This window comes from Nocardioides sp. NPDC057767 (assembly GCF_042798275.1).
In the GTDB taxonomy this organism is placed as follows: Bacteria; Actinomycetota; Actinomycetes; order Propionibacteriales; family Nocardioidaceae; genus Nocardioides.
Genome location: NZ_JBHVKJ010000019.1, coordinates 45,934 through 61,878, shown reverse-complemented (window position 1 = coordinate 61,878; position 15,945 = coordinate 45,934). Strand labels below are relative to the sequence as shown.

Genomic DNA, 15,945 nt, shown 5'->3' with positions numbered 1-15,945 from the left:
TGTCTCGAATCCCTGTGCGAACGCCACACCGGGCTCGCCGACTGCTCCGATTTCTGGGTGCGATCCGAGGCACTTGGTCCCTTTCGTACGCCGCGCCACCGCGTACATTGGCTGTGTAGGTCAATCCGCCCGGGAGTCACCGGTCCAACGCACATGGAGGTGCTTGAAGATGGCTGTCACCCAGATCGAGCTCGACACCGAGCTGCTTGCGGAGGTCCAGAGGATCTCCGGCGCGACCACGCCCCAGGAGGCGGTGGAGTTCGCCGTGCGCGAGCTCGTCATCCGCAACCACGAGGGCGACGCCCCCAAGCACGCCCAGAAGCTGGCGCGGAACTGGGACTACGACGGCTGGCGGGTGCTCAACGAGCGCGACCGGGCCAACGTCGTACGGCACTGACGCCTGAACGTCAGATGTGACCCGGACTTCACCGAAGTCCGGGGGTGCGACGACCTCAGGTCGCCGACCGGTCCTGGAGCACCAGGTCGAGCAGGCCGGGGAACTGGCGGTCGAACTCCTCGCGCATCAGCCGGTTCATCCGCCGGTTGCCCTCGTCGCGCTGCTCGAGGAGACCGGCCTCGACGAGAAACCTGAAGTGATGGGTCAGCGTCGACTTCCCCACCGGGAGGTCGAACTGACCGCACGCGATCGTCCACGGCTCGGCCGCGGCCAGCTGCCGGAGGATCGAGCGGCGTACGGGGTCGCCGACCGCGTCGAGGGCGCGCTGGAGCGCCGCGTCGGGTGCAGGAGTGCGGAAGTCGGTTGACATGTTCGATCTCCGTCGTACAAGGTTTAAATGTTCGATCACCGTCGAACATAACCTATCGGAGGGGTTCTGGCATGCCTGACCAGCAGAAGGTGGACGAGCTCAAGAGGCGGCTGACGCCGTACGGGGTGTGGACCGCTGCGCAGCAGTGGACCGACCTCGGCCGGGCGCGCGAGGTCGCGGCCGAGGTGGAGAGCCTGGGGTACGGCGCGATCTGGGTCGGAGTCTCCTCAATGCCGTTCGAGGTGCACGAGGCGCTGCTCGCCGGCACCACCGACCTGCTCGTGGTCACCGGCATCGTGAGCATCTGGGACAACCCCGCCGCCGAGGTGGCGGAACGTCATCGAGAGCTCAACGCGACGTATGGCGACCGGTTCGTGCTCGGGCTCGGCAACAGTCATGCGCAGCGGGTCGGCGAGCAGACGTACGTCAAGCCGTACAGCCGAACCGTGGCCTACCTCGACGAGCTCGACGCTGCGGGCACGGTCCCCGAGGAGGGCCGGCTCCTGGCTGCTCTTCGCCCGCGCATGCTCGGTCTCGCCGGCAACCGCACCGCCGGCGCGCACCCCTACCTGATGCCGCCGGAACACACCGCGCAGGCACGGGCCGCTCTCGGTGTCGGCCCGCTGCTGGCTGCCGAGCAGAAGGTGGTCCTCGAGGCCGATCCGGCACGCGCTCGGGCGATCGCCCGGCAGCGCCTGTCGATGTATCTCGGCCTGCCCAACTACACCGGCGCCCTGCAGGACTACGGCCTCGAGCCTGAAGACTTCGAGGGCGAGGGCAGCGACCGCTGGGTGGACCTGGGCGCCGCCTGGGGCGACGAGGACGCGGTGCGGGGGCGTCTGCAGGCGCATCACGACGCCGGCGCGGACCACGTGCTGGTCCAGGTGCTCACCGAGGACAGCTCCTCCGACCTGCCGCTCGCCGAATGGCGCACGCTTGCGAGCACTCTTCGGCTTCGCGCCCGCTGTAGTTGACTGGGGTGTACCGCTAGATTTCTCTCGTGACCGCGCAGCAGACACCGCCGTACCCCTCCCACTGGGAGGCGGACGTGCTGCTGCGCGACGGGCGGACGGCACACATCCGGCCGATCAGGTCGGCGGACAAGGACCTGCTGGTCGACTTCTACGACCACCGGGTCAGCGACGAGTCGAAGTACTACCGCTTCTTCTCGCCGATGCCGCACCTCTCGGCCCGGGACGTCGCGCGCTTCACCGAGGTCGACCACAAGGACCGGGTCGCCTTCATCCTGACCCTGCGCGGCCGGATGATCGCGGTCGGCCGCTACGACGTGGTCAAGCCCGGGGAGGCCGAGGTCGCGTTCCTCGTCGAGGACGACTACCAGGGCCGCGGGATCGCCCAGATCCTGCTCGAGCACCTCGCCCAGGCGGGGCGCGAGCGCGGGGTCACCAAGTTCACCGCCGACGTGCTCCCCGACAACGCCCGGATGATCCAGACCTTCCGCGACGCCGGCTACAAGGTCGCCAGCGTCTACGAGGACGGGGTCATCTCGCTGCAGTTCGGGATCGACGTCACCGACACCGCGGTCGGGCGCCTCGCGCTGCGCGAGCACGAGGCCGAGGCCGCCTCGATCCACCGCTTCTTCAACCCGCGCTCGGTCGCGGTCATCGGCGCCAGCCGGCGACAGGAGACCGTCGGTCAGGCGCTCGTGCGCAACCTGGTGATCGGCGACTTCACCGGCCGGGTCTACATGGTCAACCCCAGCTCCAGCGCGGTCAGCGGGATGCCGGCCTACAAGAGTGTCCAGGACATCCCCGACGACGTCGACGTGGCGATCGTCGCGGTGCCCGCCGACGCCGTGCAGGACGTCGTGCTCGACTGCGCCGCCAAGGGCGTGCACGGGCTCGTGGTCATCTCCAGCGGCTTCGCCGAGACCGGCGAGGAGGGCCGCCAGCGGCAACGCCGGCTGGTGAACCTGTCCCGGTCCTACGGGCTGCGGCTGATCGGGCCCAACGCGCTCGGCGTCATCAACACCGACCCGCAGGTCAAGATCAACGCCAGCCTCGCGCCGACCATGCCGCCGCGCGGGCGTGCGGGCTTCTTCTGCCAGTCGGGTGCGCTCGGCTCGGCGATCCTGGAGAAGGTCAACAACCGCGGCCTCGGTCTGTCGACGTTCGTCAGCGCCGGAAACCGCGCCGACGTCTCCGGCAACGACCTCCTCCAGTACTGGGAGGAGGACGTCTCGACCGAGGTCGTGATGATGTACCTCGAGTCGATCGGTAACCCGCGGAAGTTCTCCCGTATCGCCCGCCGCGTCTCCCAGCGCAAGCCGATCGTCGCGGTCCGCTCGGGCCGCACCACCCAGGGTGTGCCGATGGGCCACGCGGTCCGCAAGATCAGCGCCCCGCCGGCGGCGGTCGACGCGATGTTCCGCCAGGCCGGGATCATCCAGGTCGACACCCTCGACGAGATGTTCGACGTCGCCCAGCTCTTGGCCCACCAGCCGCTCCCGCGCGGTCGGCGGGTGGCCATCGTCGGCAACTCCGACGCCCTGGGCCTGCTGGCCGCCGACGCCGCGGTCTCGGTGGGTCTGCAGGTCAACAAGCAGGTCCCGCTGCCCACCGAGCCGTCGGCGGAGGACTTCGAGGACGCGCTCGACGCGGCCATCGACGACCCCGAGGTCGACGCGGTCATCTCGGTCTACATTCCGCCGCTCAACGTCTCCGGCGAGGAGATCGCCAACGTGCTCGCCGCGGTCGGCGAGCAGTCCGACAAGCCGCTGGTCACCAGCTTCCTCGGTGCCGAGGGTGTCCCCGAGCTGCTCCGGGTCCCCGACGTCGCCGGGTCCACGGCGGGTCGCGGCTCGGTGCCGTCCTACTCCTCGGTGGAGTCGGCCGTACGCGCGTTGGCCAAGGTCGTGGAGTACGCGGTGTGGCTGCGCACCGCCGACGGCGAGACCCCCTGGCTCAGCGCCGAGGAGTGCGACCCGCGCACGGCACGCAAGATCGTCACCGACGTGCTCGCCGCTCGCCCCTCGGGTGGCGACCTGAGCCGCGAGGACCTGGCCATGGTGCTGGCGGCGTACGGCATCAAGCTGTGGAACACCCACCGGGTCACCACCCTCGAGGAGGCGATCTCCGCGGCGGAGGACCTGGGCTGGGACGTCGTGCTCAAGGCGACCGTCGAGAGCGTCCGGGAGCGGCCCGACCAGGCCCACGTCGTACGCAACATCGACGACGTCGAGGAGATGACCGAGGCCTGGGAGCTGATCACCAGCCGGATCTCGCCGGAGACCGGCGGGTTCGCGGTGCAGCGCACCGCGCCGCCGGGTGTCCCGGTCGCGATCCGCTCGATGGAGGACCCGCTGTTCGGGCCCGTCGTCTCGTTCGGCATCGCCGGACCGATCACCGAGCTGCTCGCCGACCGCGCCTACCGGATCCCGCCGCTGTCCCAGCGCGACGCGGCCTCGATGGTGCGCGAGATCAAGGCCGCGCCGATGCTCTTCGGCTACCGCGGCGGCGACATGGTCGACGTCGACGAGATCGAGCGGCTCGTCCTCAAGGTCGCCCAGCTGCAGAACGACCTGCCCCAGATCTCCTCGCTCGACCTGTCCCTGGTCCTGGTCGGTCTCGAGTACTCCGCCGTCCTCACCGCCACCGCTCGGGTCGACCTGGTCGCCGACCCCCGCTCCGACTGGTTCGTACGCCGCCTCAACCCGGCGGTCGGCGACACCCTTCCCGGCTAGCCGCCGGACCGATCGCGGCCGAGCAGCTCGTCCAGCAGCGATCGGGTGTGGGTGAGCTCGTCGATGGCGCCGGTGATCCGGCGGCGCTCCGCCGTCAGTCGCTCGCGGCAGTCGTCCAGCAGGAGTGACTCGCCGGACAGGCATGCCAGGATCTCGCCGATGAGATCCATGCCGAGACCTGCCGCGAGCAGCGTCTGGATGTGCGCCACCCTGTGGATGTCGGAGTCGGCGAAGATGCGATATCCGCTATAGGTGCGGTCCGGGGACAGGACACCCTTCTCCTCGTAGTAGCGCAGCGACCGCACGCTGACTCCGGTCCGGTCCGCCAGCTCGCCGATCTTCACGGACTGCTCCTTCGCGACTCGACTTGACCCTCACATTGATGTGAGAGTTTAGCGTGCCGGGCATGCTTCGACTCGCCATCCTGATGTTCTGCGTCTTCAGCATCACCACCGGAGAGTTCGTGGTGGCCGGGATCCTGCCCGACGTGGCCACCGACCTCGGTGTCACCGTGGGATCCGCGGGGCTGCTGGTCACGGCGTACGCCGTCGGCATGATCATCGGCGGTCCGGTGCTCACGGCCGTGACCGCCGCCGTCGACCGGAAGCCGCTGATGCTCTCGCTGCTGGCAGTCGCGGTCCTCGGGAACGCGGTCTCCGCTCTCGCCCCAGGTTTCTCGTTGCTGCTCGTGGCCCGGGTGGTCACCGCGCTGGTGACCTCGACCTTCTTCGCCCAGGCCATCGTGATCGCGGTGCAGTCGGCGCCGCCGGAGCGGGCCGGGAGCACGGTGGCCCGGCTGGCGTTCGGGATGAACCTCGCCATGATCCTCGGCGCGCCACTCGGCACCCAGATCGGCGGCCAGTGCGGATGGCGGGCGACGTTCGCCGCGATCGCCGTCGCCTGCCTGATCGGGCTCGCTCTGGTGCTCTGGCAGCTGACCCCGCCGCCCGAGGCGGGCCGGACCTCCGCGGTCTCCGAGCTGAGCGTGCTGCGCCGGACGCCGGTGCTGCTCGCGCTGGCCGTCACGGCGGTCGGCAACGTCGGTGTGCTCACGGTGTTCAGCTATCTCGCGCCCCTGCTCACGGATCTGGCCGGTCACCCGTCGAGCCGGCTGCCCCTGCTGCTGCTCGCCTATGGCGTCGGCGCGACGATCGGCAACCTCGTCGGCGGGGCGCTCCACGATCGCAACCCGAGACTTTTCCAGCCCGGCCTGCTCGGCCTGCTGGCCGCGACGCTTCTGGCCACCTGGCTCGTCGCGAGCTCGACCGCGCTCACCGGGGCGGCAGTCGTCGTGATCGGTCTGTTCGGCTTCGCGATCATTCCCGGCATGCAGGCTCGGGTGATGGCCACGGCGGGGGAGGCGCCGACGCTTGCGATGGCGGTCAACGCCTCCGGCTACCAGGTCGCCGCCGCCGGTGCTGGAATCGTCGGCGGACTGATCGCCGACTCCGCTGCCGGGCCCCGGCCCATCTACCTCGCCGGTGCGGTGCTGACCGTGTGCGGCCTGGCCCTCACGATCGTGGCCACCCGCGCCTCGCGCGGGAGGTCCCGCGGCTAGGCGGCCTGTGGCGGACCGTGGAAGGATGGGCGTCATGAGCACCCGCACCGATGATCTCGACCGCGCCGACGACCTGCGCGCCGAGATCGACCGCACCGGCTACTACCCCGAGGTGGTGGCCGACTGCGTCGCGTCCGCCGTGGCGGGGGAGAAGGTGTCCTCCTTTTTTCTGCACCACGAGCCGACCTTCGACCGCGACGAGGTGCGCCGCCACCTCTCCGTGCTGGTGCTGACCCCGTCCCGGCTGATCCTGGCCCACACCGACGAGCACGCCGGCGACGACCTGCTGCCCGAGCCCTACACCTCGACCTCGACCGAGGCCGTGCGCATCGACTCGGTCAACTCCGTGGTGGTGACCCGGATGATCACCAACCCGACCAAGGGGTCGAGCAAGCCGGCCGAGGTCGTCATGACCATCGGGTGGGGCGGTGTCAACCGCGTCGACCTGGAGCCCGCGGGCTGCTCCGACCCCAACTGCGACGCCGACCACGGCTACACCGGCGTGCTCACCCCCGACGACTTCTCGCTGCGCGTCTCGGCTGCCGCCGACGGTCACGACTCGGTCGCCCGCCTGCTCTCCTTCGCGGAATCGCTCTCGGCTCGCACCCACAACCGGTGACGACGGGGTGACCGGGTTTCTCGCCCCCGCCTACGGGGAGCGCTCACTGGGTGATGTCCTGCCGGCGGTCGCCGCCGCCATGGACGTCCCCTTGGGCACCTCCGAAGCGAGGTCCGGTCTCGAGCTGCCGTCGGCTGCTGCGTACGTCGTCTTCCTGGTCGACGGGATGGGCACCAACCTGCTGCGGCGCTACGCGCACGCGGCCCCGTTCCTGGCCTCGCTGAGCGAGGACCAGGCGGCGGGTACGGCCGGGGTGCCGTCGACGACGGCGACCAGCCTCACCTCGTTCGGGACCGGGTTGACGCCCGGTGGGCACGGGCTGGTCGGCTACACCTCGCGCATCCCGGGCACCGAGCACCTCCTCAACGCGCTGCAGTGGCGCAAGGACGTCGACCCGGTCGAGTGGCAGCCCAACCAGACCGTCTTCCAGCGGCTCGGCGAGGCCGGGGTGCCGGTCACGGTCATCAACAAGCGGGCCTTCGGCGGCTCGGGGCTGACCATCGCCGCCCATCGGGGCGCGGAGTTCGTCGGCGCCGACCGGGTGGGGGAGCGGATCGCCTCGGCGGTCGCGCTCTCGCGGGTTCCGGGCTCGCTGACCTACCTCTACGACGGCGACCTGGACTGGACTGGCCACAAGTACGGGGTCGCCTCCTCGCCGTGGCTGCAGCAGCTCTCGATGATCGACGCCGAGGCCGAGCAGCTGCGGGACGCCCTGGACCCGTCCGTACGCCTCCTGGTGCTCGCCGACCACGGCATGGTGGACTCGCCGGCCGCCTCCCGCACCGACATCGACGACTTCCCCGAGCTCCGCGACGGCGTCGTGCTGGTCGGTGGCGAGGCGCGCTTCCGCCACCTCTACTGCTCGCGCGGCGCGGTCGACGACGTGGTCGCGACCTGGTCGGAGAAGCTGGGCGACAAGGCCGAGGTGATGACCCGGGAGACCGCGATCGGCCGCGGCTGGTTCGGACCGGTCACCCCGTCGGTGCTGCCGCGGCTCGGCGACGTCATCGTCGCCTCCCACGGCGAGCACGCGGTGGTCTCGACGAGCCTGTTCAACTACGAGACGACGCTGGTCGGGCTGCACGGTTCGCTGACGCCCGACGAGATGCTCATCCCGCTGCTCGTCTCCTAGGGGAATGAAACCCTCGTCTCTAATGGTTATACCGTGTGTATCCATTAGAGACGACTCGCCGTTATCCGGCGGGAAGGGGTGTGTCATGGGTGAGCACGGAGTCGAGGACAGGCGATGACCGGGCACTACGGGCAGGTCGCGTTCACACCGCTGGTGACCGAGCACCAGGAGATCCACGGGAGCGCCGCTGCGTACGCACGGATGGTCGAGGCGGGCGGTGAGCCTGACCGGATCGGACGCGGCGAGGCCGCGTTCATCTCGTCGCGGGACAGCTTCTTCCTGGCGACCGTCAGCGAGACCGGCTGGCCCTACATGCAGCACCGCGGCGGGCCGCCCGGGTTCCTCAAGGTCATCGACGAGACCACCCTGGGGTTCGCCGACTTCCGCGGCAACCGGCAGTACATCACCCGCGGCAACCTCGACCACGACGAGCGGGTCTCCCTGTTCCTGATCGACTACCAGCTGCAGGCGAGGATGAAGATCTTCGGCCGCGCGCGGGTCGTCGAGCTCGACGACGACCCCGAGCTGGTCGACTCGCTGGCTCCGGCCGGGAGCTCGGCGCGGGTCGAGCGCGGCATCCTGATCGACGTCGAGGCGTACGACTGGAACTGCAAGCAGCACATCCCGCAGCTGGTGCCTCTGCAGGTCGCCCGGAAGACCGTCGCCGAGCTGACCGAGCGGATCAGCGAGCTCGAGGCCGAGCTGGCCGTCGCTAGGAGCCGGATCACGGCTGAGGCCTAGACTGACCATTAGATCGAGGACGGAGGAGATCGCCGTGGAGCTCCAGGTGCCGGTGCTGTACCCGACCCAGCCCCGGGCCGTACGCCTGATGAACACGATCTGGGCCGACCGATCAGCCGTGCACGACTCGCTGGAGTGCCTGGCGCACCTGCGGATCTGGGCCGAGGAGGCGGGACTCGGTCGCCACCAGGACCTGGACGACCACGACCTGGGCCGGGCCCGGGCGCTGCGCGATGCCCTGCGCCGGCTGGCCGCCGAGGTGACCGGCGACAGCCGGCCGCACAGCGTCTCGGAGGGGCTCAGCACGGAAGCGGCGCTCGCGGTGCTCAACGAGTTCGTCTCCCACTGCAGGCCCGTCCTGCGCCACGGTCCGAAGGGCGGCTACGCGCGCGAGTGGCTCGCCGACGGCTCCGGCCTGCAGCGGGAGCTCAGCCTGGTCGCGTTGGAAGGATCCGAGGCACTGACCCAGCAGGCACCCCACGAGCTGAAGGCGTGCGGCGGCCCCGGCTGCGTCCTCTACTTCGTACGCGACCACCCACGGCGCGAGTGGTGCTCCGAGGGCTGTGGCAACCGGGCACGGGTCGCGCGCCACTATCGGCGCAGCAAGTCCAGCGTCGAGGGTCCTGCCACGAGCCGGGGCGCGGACCACTAGGCTTCCGCGAGTGGCTGAGCTGACCTTCTGGACCGGGACGATGGACGCAGGGAAGTCGACCCTCGCGCTGCAGACCAACCACAACCACGCGGCCCGCGGCAGGGTGGGGCTGATCTTCACCGCCCACGACCGCTCCGGCGAGGCGGTGGTGACCTCTCGCCTGGGCCTGACCCACGACGCGATCGAGGTCACCGACGACTTCGACTTCTGGCGCCACGCGGTCGACTCATTGACCCACGGCGCCCGGATCGACTACATGATCTGCGACGAGGCGCAGTTCTACACGCCCGAGCAGATCGAGGCGCTGGCCAAGATCGTCGACGAGCTGCAGATCGACGTGTTCTGCTTCGGCATCCTCACCGACTTCCGCACGCGGCTCTTTCCCGGTGCCGCCCGTCTCGTCGAGCTCGCCGACCGGACCGAGGTGCTGCAGGTCGAGGCGCTGTGCTGGTGCGGCAAGCGGGCCACCCACAACGCCCGGGTCGAGGACGGCGTCATGGTCACCGAGGGCGACCAGGTCGTCGTCGGCGACACCGACCGTGAGTCCGGCACGACCCCGAGCGCAGTCTCCTACGAGGTTCTCTGCCGCCAGCACCACCGTCGCCGCCTCACGGCGGCCCGGGCCAAGTCCGTCTCCCTGGCGCCCGAGCCCCTGCCGTTTGGATAGCGATTGCTTCGCAATTCGCGCATCGCGGCGCTTTAAGCGCTCGTCGACGTCGGCTCCGCTCAGTCGCTGCGCTCCCTCGCTCCACCTCCTTTCGACGAGCGCGCGCCGCTCTGGGGCGGCGGAGTCGATATCAGCGGTTGAGCGTGGGCATGTCGACCGCGGCGTACTTCGTCCCGACCGGCGCGTTCTGGGTGTCGAGCTGGACGCCGGGGCGGCCGTTCTCGACGACGTAGGTCGCGCGGGTGGAGATCGGGGCGCCGCGGCGCTGGACGTACGGCACCACGCGGAAGTCGCTGGAGAGCTCCTCGGGCGTGACCTTGACGCGGACGTAGCCGCGCTGGCTGTTGAAGAACTTCAGGTGGTCGTTGGCGCGCAGCAGGGTCTCACCGCCGGTGGTCATGTCGGCGCCGTCGCCGCCGCTGGCGACGGAGGTGCCGACGAACTCGCTGCCGACGACGGCCGACTCGGGGTCGTCGTAGTCGGCCAGCAGGTTGCTGGCGTAGTTGTGGTGCCGGTCGCCGGTGATGACGACGAGGTTCTCGATCCCGCTGGTACGGGCGCCCTCGAGGAGCCGGTTGCGGTTGGCGACGTAGCCGTCCCACGGGTCCATGTAGAGCGTCTTGGCCTCGGACTCGTCGAGGTCGGTCTCGGCCATCGGTGCCTGGTTGGCGAGCACCTGCCAGCGGGCGGTCGACTGGCGCCAGTTGCGCTGCAGCCACGCCTCCTGCTCGAGCCCCATCATCGATCGCGACGGGTCGTAGATGTCCGGCGTCAGCTCTGGGCTCGCGGGGTCGCTGCCGTCGCCGTAGGCCTGGTCGTCGCGATACTGCCGGGTGTCGAGCACGTTGAAGTCGACGAGGTCGCCGTAGCGCAGGTTCCGGTAGATCTGCATGTCCGGCCCGTCCGGCAGCGCGCTGGCCCGGAACGGCAGGTGCTCGTAGTAGGCCTGGAAGGCAGCCGTACGCCGCGGCATCCACAGCGCGCCCTGCGACTGGCTGCGCTCCTCGGGGATCTCGTCGGCCCAGTTGTTCTCGACCTCGTGGTCGTCGGGAGCGACCACGAACGCGTGCGACTGGTGGGCGGCCATCAGGTCCGGGTCGGACTTGTAGAGGCCGTACTGCTGGCGGTAGCGCGCCAGATCGAGGGTCTCCCCGGCCAGCGAGGGGTCGACCGTGGTCCGGCGCCAGTTGTTCTCGGCGGTGACGCCGGACTCGTACAGGTAGTCGCCCAGGTGGAAGACGACGTCGACGTCCTCGTCCGCCAGGTGTCGGTACGCGGTGTAGAAGCCGTGGCTGTAGAGCGCGCAGGAGGCGAAGGCGAAGCTCATCCGCGCCAGCGGGGAGCCGTACGCCGGGGCGGTCCGGGTGTGGCCGGTCTGGCTGACCTCGCCGGCCGCCATGAAGCGGTACCAGTAGTCGCGGCCGGGGCGCAGGCCCCAGACCTCGGGGTGGACCGAGTGCCCGAAGTTCGGGGTGGCGGTGACGGTGCCGGCCTTGACGATCTTGCGGAAGCGCGGGTCCTCGGCGATCTGCCAGCGGACCTTGACCGGCTCCTGCGGCATGCCGCCGAGACCGTCGACGGCGAGCGGCTCGGGGGCGAGGCGGGTCCAGAGCACGACGGAGTTGGGGAGCGGGTCGCCGGAGGCGACGCCCATGGTGAACGGGTAACCGGAGAGCGGCTTGGCGCTCTTGACGGAGACGGCGTCGGCGGGGATCGAGCCGGTGCCGAGCAGCATGGCGGCGGTTGCGGTGAAACCGGTCGAGGCGGTGCCGGAGAGGAGGGAGCGTCGGCTCAGCGATTCGGGCAGGAGCATCGGGGGCCTCCGAGAAAGGTGGAAGGTGCTTGCCTCCACTCACTTCATCGGTGGCGCATGAACGCCGCCCGACCCCAGCCCGACACTGGTCGGTCGGCTCCCCAACGCATCACGGACCGGCCGATGGCCGGTCCGTGAACGTGGTGTGAGGAGTCTGTCAGTCCTGCTTGCCGCCGCCGAACATGATCTCGTCCCAGCTCGGCACCGAGGCGCGCTTGCGGCGCGAGGACGCCTTCTTGGCGGGCTTCTGCGGGGCCTCCTCGGCGGGCTCGGGCTCGGCCTCGGCGGCCGGGGTGTCAACGACTGCCGGCTCGACCGCCGGCTCCGGCTCGGCCGGGACCGGCGCCTGCTTCTCCGTCGGGCTCTCGTCGCCCAGGAACGCCTCGAGCGGGGTGTCCACATCGACCGGGTCCGGCTTCGCCGCCTTGGCCGCCGGGACCGGCTTGGGAGCCGGGGGAGGGGTGGCCGGGCTCTTCGCGCGGCGCCGGCGGGCGGCGAGCATGTCGTCGGTGACGACCGGCTCCGGCTCGGGCGCCGCGGCCTCGAGCTTCTCGCCGGTCAGCCAGCGGGCGTCGTCGTTGTCGAGCTCGACGTAGTTGCCGGGGGCGTCGTAGGTCAGCTCGGCGATGCCGGAGCGCTCGGCGGTCTCGTATTCACCGGTGAGCTTCCAGCGCCCGTCAGGACGCCGGTAGGAGTCCCAGTTGACCGACTCTGGGTCGACGTACATCGTCTGGAAGTGGGCGCTGACGGCCTCACCCAGGGTGCGGGCGGTGCTGGCGGCCTCACCGGGCCGACGGCGTACGGAAGCCTGCTGGGCACGCTGCGCCATGTGCTCGCGCTCGGCGAGGACGGGACCGGCGAAGGCCAAGATCTTCTCGACCGTGGTGCCGGCGACAGCGGCGACCTCCTCGGCACTCTCGCCCGCACGGATACGGGTCTGAATGTCACGGGGCCGCAGGCTGCTGCTCGGGGTCTTGTTCACGGTTTGCTCCGATCGGCGGGTCGACACAGCCTCGAGTGCTGCACGGAGACGGTCGTCGATGTCGGCGGTGTATTCACGATCCTCGTCGTCGACGAGAAGCATGCGTAGACCATCGTCACTGACCGAGATGAGCCGCAGAAGGACGGGACCAACCTCATCCGGTGCCTGCTCTTCGAGCTGGCCCGGAGTCAAAGGCAATCCTTCGGCCGACATCCTCTTCTCAATTCTAGAAACGGTTGTGACGACCCTACGCCACTGACCGTCATCGTATGGGGTGCCCATGCCGCGAGGCCGTGGCATTTGGGGATTTCGGGACGTACGAGGCGACCATTTGGCGGTGGAACAGACGCTGACCCTTCTCGTGCTCGACCTGGTCGGGTGCTTCGTCTTCGCGCTCTCCGGCGGCCTGATGGCGGTCCGGAAGGAGCTCGACATCTTCGGCGTGATCGTCCTCGCCTGCGTCACTGGTCTCGGCGGCGGCTTCCTTCGTGACATGGCCATCGGCGCGACGCCGGTCGCCGCGCTCTCCGACTGGCGCTACCTCGTGGTGCCGATGACCGCCGGCCTGCTGACGTTCTTCTTCCACCCTGCGCTGGGCCGTCTGGAGCCCATGGTCAACGTCTTCGACGCCCTCGGGCTGGGGCTGTTCGTCATCGCCGGCGCGGTCAAGGCGCTCGACTTCGGGCTCTCCCCGCTCGCGGCCGCGATCATGGGCCTGGCCACCGGCGTGGGCGGCGGCGCGATCCGCGACGTCCTCGCCGGCCGGGTCCCGATCATCCTGCGCCGCAGCGTCTTCTACGCGATCCCGGCCTTCGCCGGCGCGGCGGTCGCGGCCTTCGGGCTGTACGCCGGGGTGCCCGCGACGCTCGCCATGGCGGTCGCGTTCGTCACCTGCTCGGGCTGGCGGCTGCTGGCGATGTGGCGCCACTGGGAGGCGCCGCTGCCGCGGGGCTCGGCGTCGGTCTGAGGCTTGCCGGCCGGTCTCAGTGGTCGGAGCAGCAGGGGATCTGGTGGCGGGCCTCGAACGGCACCAGCCCGGCGGCCGCCCGCTGGACCAGGAGCACGCACCGCCCCTCGCGCCAGACCGGCCGCGCGAACCCGGTGAGGTCGAGGGTGTCCGCGGGCTCGAGGCCGATCCCGGCCAGCCCCTCGACGGCGTCGACGACGCCGCCGGCCTCGACCGCGGTCACCGTCGTCACGGTCTCGATGCTCGTCCGGCCGGGATAGCGGGCCAGGCGCCCGGCGGTGCGGGCCTCCGCCTCGGCGATCGCGGGGGAGTCGGGGGTGACGTACGCCTCGGGGAGGCGGTCGGCGAGGAGCGCGGTCAGCTCCTCGGTCGGAGGGCCGTCGGGCCAGTCCAGGACGGCGACGAAGCGAGCGGTCGGCTCGCGCACGACATGGGTGCTGATGACGTACGCATCCTCGGGCCGGCCCCCGCCGAGCACCTCGTCCAGGCGGTGGACGAGGTGCTCGGCGGCGGCGAGGTCCCGGGCGTCGGCGTCGACGGCCAGGCGCTGGCTGGTCATCGAGTCGGGACGACCCAGACCGGGTTGGTGTAGAACCACAGGTCGACCCACGGGTCGGCGTCGCCGACGACGTCGATCGCGGGACCGGCCGGGTCGATGCTCGCACCGAGGTAGCCGGGCTGGGACCGGTTGGCGTCGGTGCCGCGCAGGCGCACGTAGAAGGCCTCCTCCAGCTCGCCGAGGCCGTAGCGCAGCGTGTAGGTGCCGGTGCGGCCGGAGACGTCGGTCTGCTTGATGACCCGGGTGTCAGGAGCCGTCATCGTGTCGGCGTCACCGGAGGCGTGGTCGACGTCGACTACGCCGCGGATCACGTCCACGCGGTTGAGCTGCGGGATGAACTGCGACCAGTTCGGGACGTCCTGGGCCGTGATCGTGACCACCAGCTCGACGCGGCTGCCGCGCGGCGCCTGCAGCGTGCCGCCGAGCGTCTCGGAGACCGTTCCGCGGCGGCTGGTGGCGACCAGCCGTACGTCGAGACTCTTGACCAGGCTGCCGTGGTCGACCCAGACCCGCCCGTCCCGCATGCCGCGCATCACCGCCCCGTAGTCACGGGACGCGGCCCCGACGTGGGTGCGGCTGTAGAAGCCTGGCCAGAAGTCGGCCAGGTCGAGCTGGATCCCGCCGCCGTAGACCGGGTCGTCGTAGCGTCCGTTGGCGTTGAAGTCGCCGCCACCGCGGACGGCCGTGTCGCTCCAGTTGCGGTGCGAGTCGGAGTTCGCGGTGATCGACCAGGGCTTCCCTTCGGCGAGCAGGGAGTCCCACAGGCCGCCTACGGTCGAGGTGTAGAAGTCGAAGCCGCCCCAGGAACGGTAGCTCTCCGGCGGGTAGCCCGGGAAGGAGTCGACGCCCGCGGCGTTGCCGTAGCCGCCGCGCGCGCTGCCCGGACCGTAGCCGGTCGGCAGCCCGCCGGCCTGGTGCCCGGGTGCGCCCTCCCAACCGATCGCGATCCGGGGATCGGCGTCGCGCCAGGCCCGCACCTCGTGCGGGCTGTCGATTCCGTTGCGGGCGGGATGGTTGGCGAGGAACAGCGCATCCTCGATCCGGCGCTTGGCCATCTGGGTACCGAGCCACTGGATCCCGGCGACGGCGAGCGCCTCGTTCTCCGGGGTGTTGGCGCGAGCGTTCTTGACGCTGCCGTCGTAGTCGTTCTCGAACTGCTTGAGCACCGCGACCTCGTTGCGCCCCGGGGCGACGAAGACGGTGCCGTGCTCGGCGGCCGGGATGTTCCACTCCAGACCCTGGAAGATCAGGGTCTCGGGGAGGATCTTGCGCGCTGCGACGATGTCGGGGTTGACCAGGTCGACGCCGAGCTTGGCGTGGGTCGCGCCGCCGTGGTCGGTGATGACCAGCCAGTCCAGGCCGTACGCCGCGCCGTGCTGCGCCTGGTCGATGACCCGGTACATGCCGTCCGAGCTGTACTGGGTGTGGATGTGGTGGTCGCCGGCGAGCCAGTGCCGAATCGTGGCCCGGTTGCCGGTCCGCGCGGTGGCGGTGGCCGTCTCGGCCATCGCCGGCGTCACGCCGGTCATGCCGGCCATCCCGGCGGTCACCGCCCCGGCGATACCGGCGGCGCGGAGCAGGTTGCGCCGGGAGACCTCGGCAGGACGCAGGTCGCTGTCGGACGCGTCCGAGGAGGCGGCGAGGGTGATCTCGTCGACCTCGTGAGAGTGGGAGTGCGAGTGGCCGTGCTCGTGGTCGTGGTGGTGACCGTCGGGCCCGTGCGAGTGGGGGTGGTGCTCGTGTGACACGTTGAAACCTCCGCTGGGGGTGAGCCGTCTCCGCGTG

The 15,945-nt window shown here is 70.5% G+C and carries 16 protein-coding genes; 10 read left to right on the top strand and 6 right to left on the bottom strand.

What is annotated here, in order from left to right; translation table 11 throughout:
- Window positions 1-169: 169 nt before the first annotated feature.
- A complete protein-coding gene (locus ACFVDI_RS11955; RefSeq protein ID WP_378904786.1) occupies window positions 170-397 on the top strand; it encodes a type II toxin-antitoxin system VapB family antitoxin in 228 nt (75 codons plus the stop codon).
- A gap of 55 nt (window positions 398-452) precedes the next feature.
- On the opposite strand, the gene ACFVDI_RS11950 is transcribed toward ACFVDI_RS11955, so the two are convergent.
- Window positions 453-767: an ArsR/SmtB family transcription factor gene (locus tag ACFVDI_RS11950; RefSeq protein ID WP_378904783.1), complete on the bottom strand. Its 315-nt coding sequence runs from the start codon at window positions 765-767 to the stop codon at window positions 453-455.
- 71 nt (window positions 768-838) lie between these two features.
- Here ACFVDI_RS11950 and ACFVDI_RS11945 point away from each other — a divergent pair, with 71 nt between their 5' ends.
- Window positions 839-1,741 carry a TIGR03620 family F420-dependent LLM class oxidoreductase gene (locus ACFVDI_RS11945; RefSeq protein WP_378904780.1) on the top strand — a complete coding sequence of 301 codons (903 nt, stop codon included), beginning with the start codon at window positions 839-841 and terminating at the stop codon, window positions 1,739-1,741.
- A gap of 26 nt (window positions 1,742-1,767) precedes the next feature.
- Entirely contained in the window at window positions 1,768-4,470 is a 2,703-nt protein-coding gene (locus ACFVDI_RS11940; RefSeq protein WP_378904777.1) for a GNAT family N-acetyltransferase, read from the top strand.
- Here the strand turns inward: ACFVDI_RS11940 and ACFVDI_RS11935 are convergent.
- Complete coding sequence (locus tag ACFVDI_RS11935; protein WP_378904774.1) at window positions 4,467-4,814, bottom strand: MerR family transcriptional regulator; 348 nt, start codon at window positions 4,812-4,814, stop codon at window positions 4,467-4,469. The genes ACFVDI_RS11940 and ACFVDI_RS11935 overlap by 4 nt on opposite strands.
- Window positions 4,815-4,876: 62 nt before the next feature.
- Here ACFVDI_RS11935 and ACFVDI_RS11930 point away from each other — a divergent pair, with 62 nt between their 5' ends.
- The 6 genes from ACFVDI_RS11930 to ACFVDI_RS11905 all read left to right on the top strand — a co-directional run bounded on the left by ACFVDI_RS11930 (window position 4,877) and on the right by ACFVDI_RS11905 (window position 9,839).
- A complete protein-coding gene (locus ACFVDI_RS11930) occupies window positions 4,877-6,028 on the top strand; it encodes an MFS transporter (protein WP_378904771.1) in 1,152 nt (383 codons plus the stop codon).
- Between the two features lie 34 nt (window positions 6,029-6,062).
- The gene (locus ACFVDI_RS11925) at window positions 6,063-6,647 is read left to right on the top strand and encodes a DUF5998 family protein (RefSeq protein WP_328531409.1); all 585 of its coding nucleotides are present in this window, start codon (window positions 6,063-6,065) and stop codon (window positions 6,645-6,647) included.
- A 7-nt stretch (window positions 6,648-6,654) separates the two neighbouring features.
- Window positions 6,655-7,779: an alkaline phosphatase family protein gene (locus tag ACFVDI_RS11920; protein WP_378904767.1), complete on the top strand. Its 1,125-nt coding sequence runs from the start codon at window positions 6,655-6,657 to the stop codon at window positions 7,777-7,779.
- A gap of 114 nt (window positions 7,780-7,893) precedes the next feature.
- The gene (locus ACFVDI_RS11915) at window positions 7,894-8,520 is read left to right on the top strand and encodes a pyridoxamine 5'-phosphate oxidase family protein (protein ID WP_378904764.1); all 627 of its coding nucleotides are present in this window, start codon (window positions 7,894-7,896) and stop codon (window positions 8,518-8,520) included.
- 34 nt (window positions 8,521-8,554) lie between these two features.
- The gene (locus ACFVDI_RS11910) at window positions 8,555-9,172 is read left to right on the top strand and encodes a CGNR zinc finger domain-containing protein (protein WP_378904761.1); all 618 of its coding nucleotides are present in this window, start codon (window positions 8,555-8,557) and stop codon (window positions 9,170-9,172) included.
- Between the two features lie 10 nt (window positions 9,173-9,182).
- Window positions 9,183-9,839: a thymidine kinase gene (locus ACFVDI_RS11905; protein ID WP_378904758.1), complete on the top strand. Its 657-nt coding sequence runs from the start codon at window positions 9,183-9,185 to the stop codon at window positions 9,837-9,839.
- Between the two features lie 130 nt (window positions 9,840-9,969).
- Here the strand turns inward: ACFVDI_RS11905 and ACFVDI_RS11900 are convergent, their stop codons facing one another.
- Window positions 9,970-11,652, bottom strand: coding sequence for an alkaline phosphatase D family protein (locus tag ACFVDI_RS11900; RefSeq protein ID WP_378904755.1), 1,683 nt, complete (start codon window positions 11,650-11,652; stop codon window positions 9,970-9,972).
- 157 nt (window positions 11,653-11,809) lie between these two features.
- Entirely contained in the window at window positions 11,810-12,847 is a 1,038-nt protein-coding gene (gene sepH, locus ACFVDI_RS11895) for a septation protein SepH (protein WP_378904752.1), read from the bottom strand.
- A gap of 124 nt (window positions 12,848-12,971) precedes the next feature.
- Between sepH and ACFVDI_RS11890 the strand changes: the two genes are divergently transcribed.
- Window positions 12,972-13,601 (top strand): trimeric intracellular cation channel family protein, encoded by a 630-nt coding sequence (locus tag ACFVDI_RS11890; protein WP_378904749.1) that lies wholly within the window; start codon window positions 12,972-12,974, stop codon window positions 13,599-13,601.
- Window positions 13,602-13,617: 16 nt separating this feature from the next.
- On the opposite strand, the gene ACFVDI_RS11885 is transcribed toward ACFVDI_RS11890, so the two are convergent.
- Together ACFVDI_RS11885 and ACFVDI_RS11880 are read right to left on the bottom strand one after the other, a co-directional pair.
- Window positions 13,618-14,160 (bottom strand): hypothetical protein, encoded by a 543-nt coding sequence (locus ACFVDI_RS11885; protein WP_378904746.1) that lies wholly within the window; start codon window positions 14,158-14,160, stop codon window positions 13,618-13,620.
- Window positions 14,157-15,908 (bottom strand): PHP domain-containing protein, encoded by a 1,752-nt coding sequence (locus tag ACFVDI_RS11880; RefSeq protein ID WP_378904743.1) that lies wholly within the window; start codon window positions 15,906-15,908, stop codon window positions 14,157-14,159. Before ACFVDI_RS11880 ends, ACFVDI_RS11885 begins: the two co-directional genes overlap by 4 nt.
- Window positions 15,909-15,945 lie beyond the last annotated feature (37 nt).

Excerpts from the sequence above, each read along its gene's own strand:
- ACFVDI_RS11950 (WP_378904783.1), bottom strand. The coding sequence starts at position 767 with ATGTCAACCGACTTCCGCACTCCTGCACCCGACGCGGCGCTCCAGCGC.
- ACFVDI_RS11900 (WP_378904755.1), bottom strand. The coding sequence starts at position 11,652 with ATGCTCCTGCCCGAATCGCTGAGCCGACGCTCCCTCCTCTCCGGCACC.
- sepH (WP_378904752.1), bottom strand. The coding sequence starts at position 12,847 with ATGTCGGCCGAAGGATTGCCTTTGACTCCGGGCCAGCTCGAAGAGCAG.
- ACFVDI_RS11945 (WP_378904780.1), top strand. The coding sequence starts at position 839 with ATGCCTGACCAGCAGAAGGTGGACGAGCTCAAGAGGCGGCTGACGCCG.
- ACFVDI_RS11955 (WP_378904786.1), top strand. The coding sequence starts at position 170 with ATGGCTGTCACCCAGATCGAGCTCGACACCGAGCTGCTTGCGGAGGTC.
- ACFVDI_RS11925 (WP_328531409.1), top strand. The coding sequence starts at position 6,063 with ATGAGCACCCGCACCGATGATCTCGACCGCGCCGACGACCTGCGCGCC.
- ACFVDI_RS11915 (WP_378904764.1), top strand. The coding sequence starts at position 7,894 with ATGACCGGGCACTACGGGCAGGTCGCGTTCACACCGCTGGTGACCGAG.
- ACFVDI_RS11930 (WP_378904771.1), top strand. The coding sequence starts at position 4,877 with ATGCTTCGACTCGCCATCCTGATGTTCTGCGTCTTCAGCATCACCACC.
- ACFVDI_RS11885 (WP_378904746.1), bottom strand. The coding sequence starts at position 14,160 with ATGACCAGCCAGCGCCTGGCCGTCGACGCCGACGCCCGGGACCTCGCC.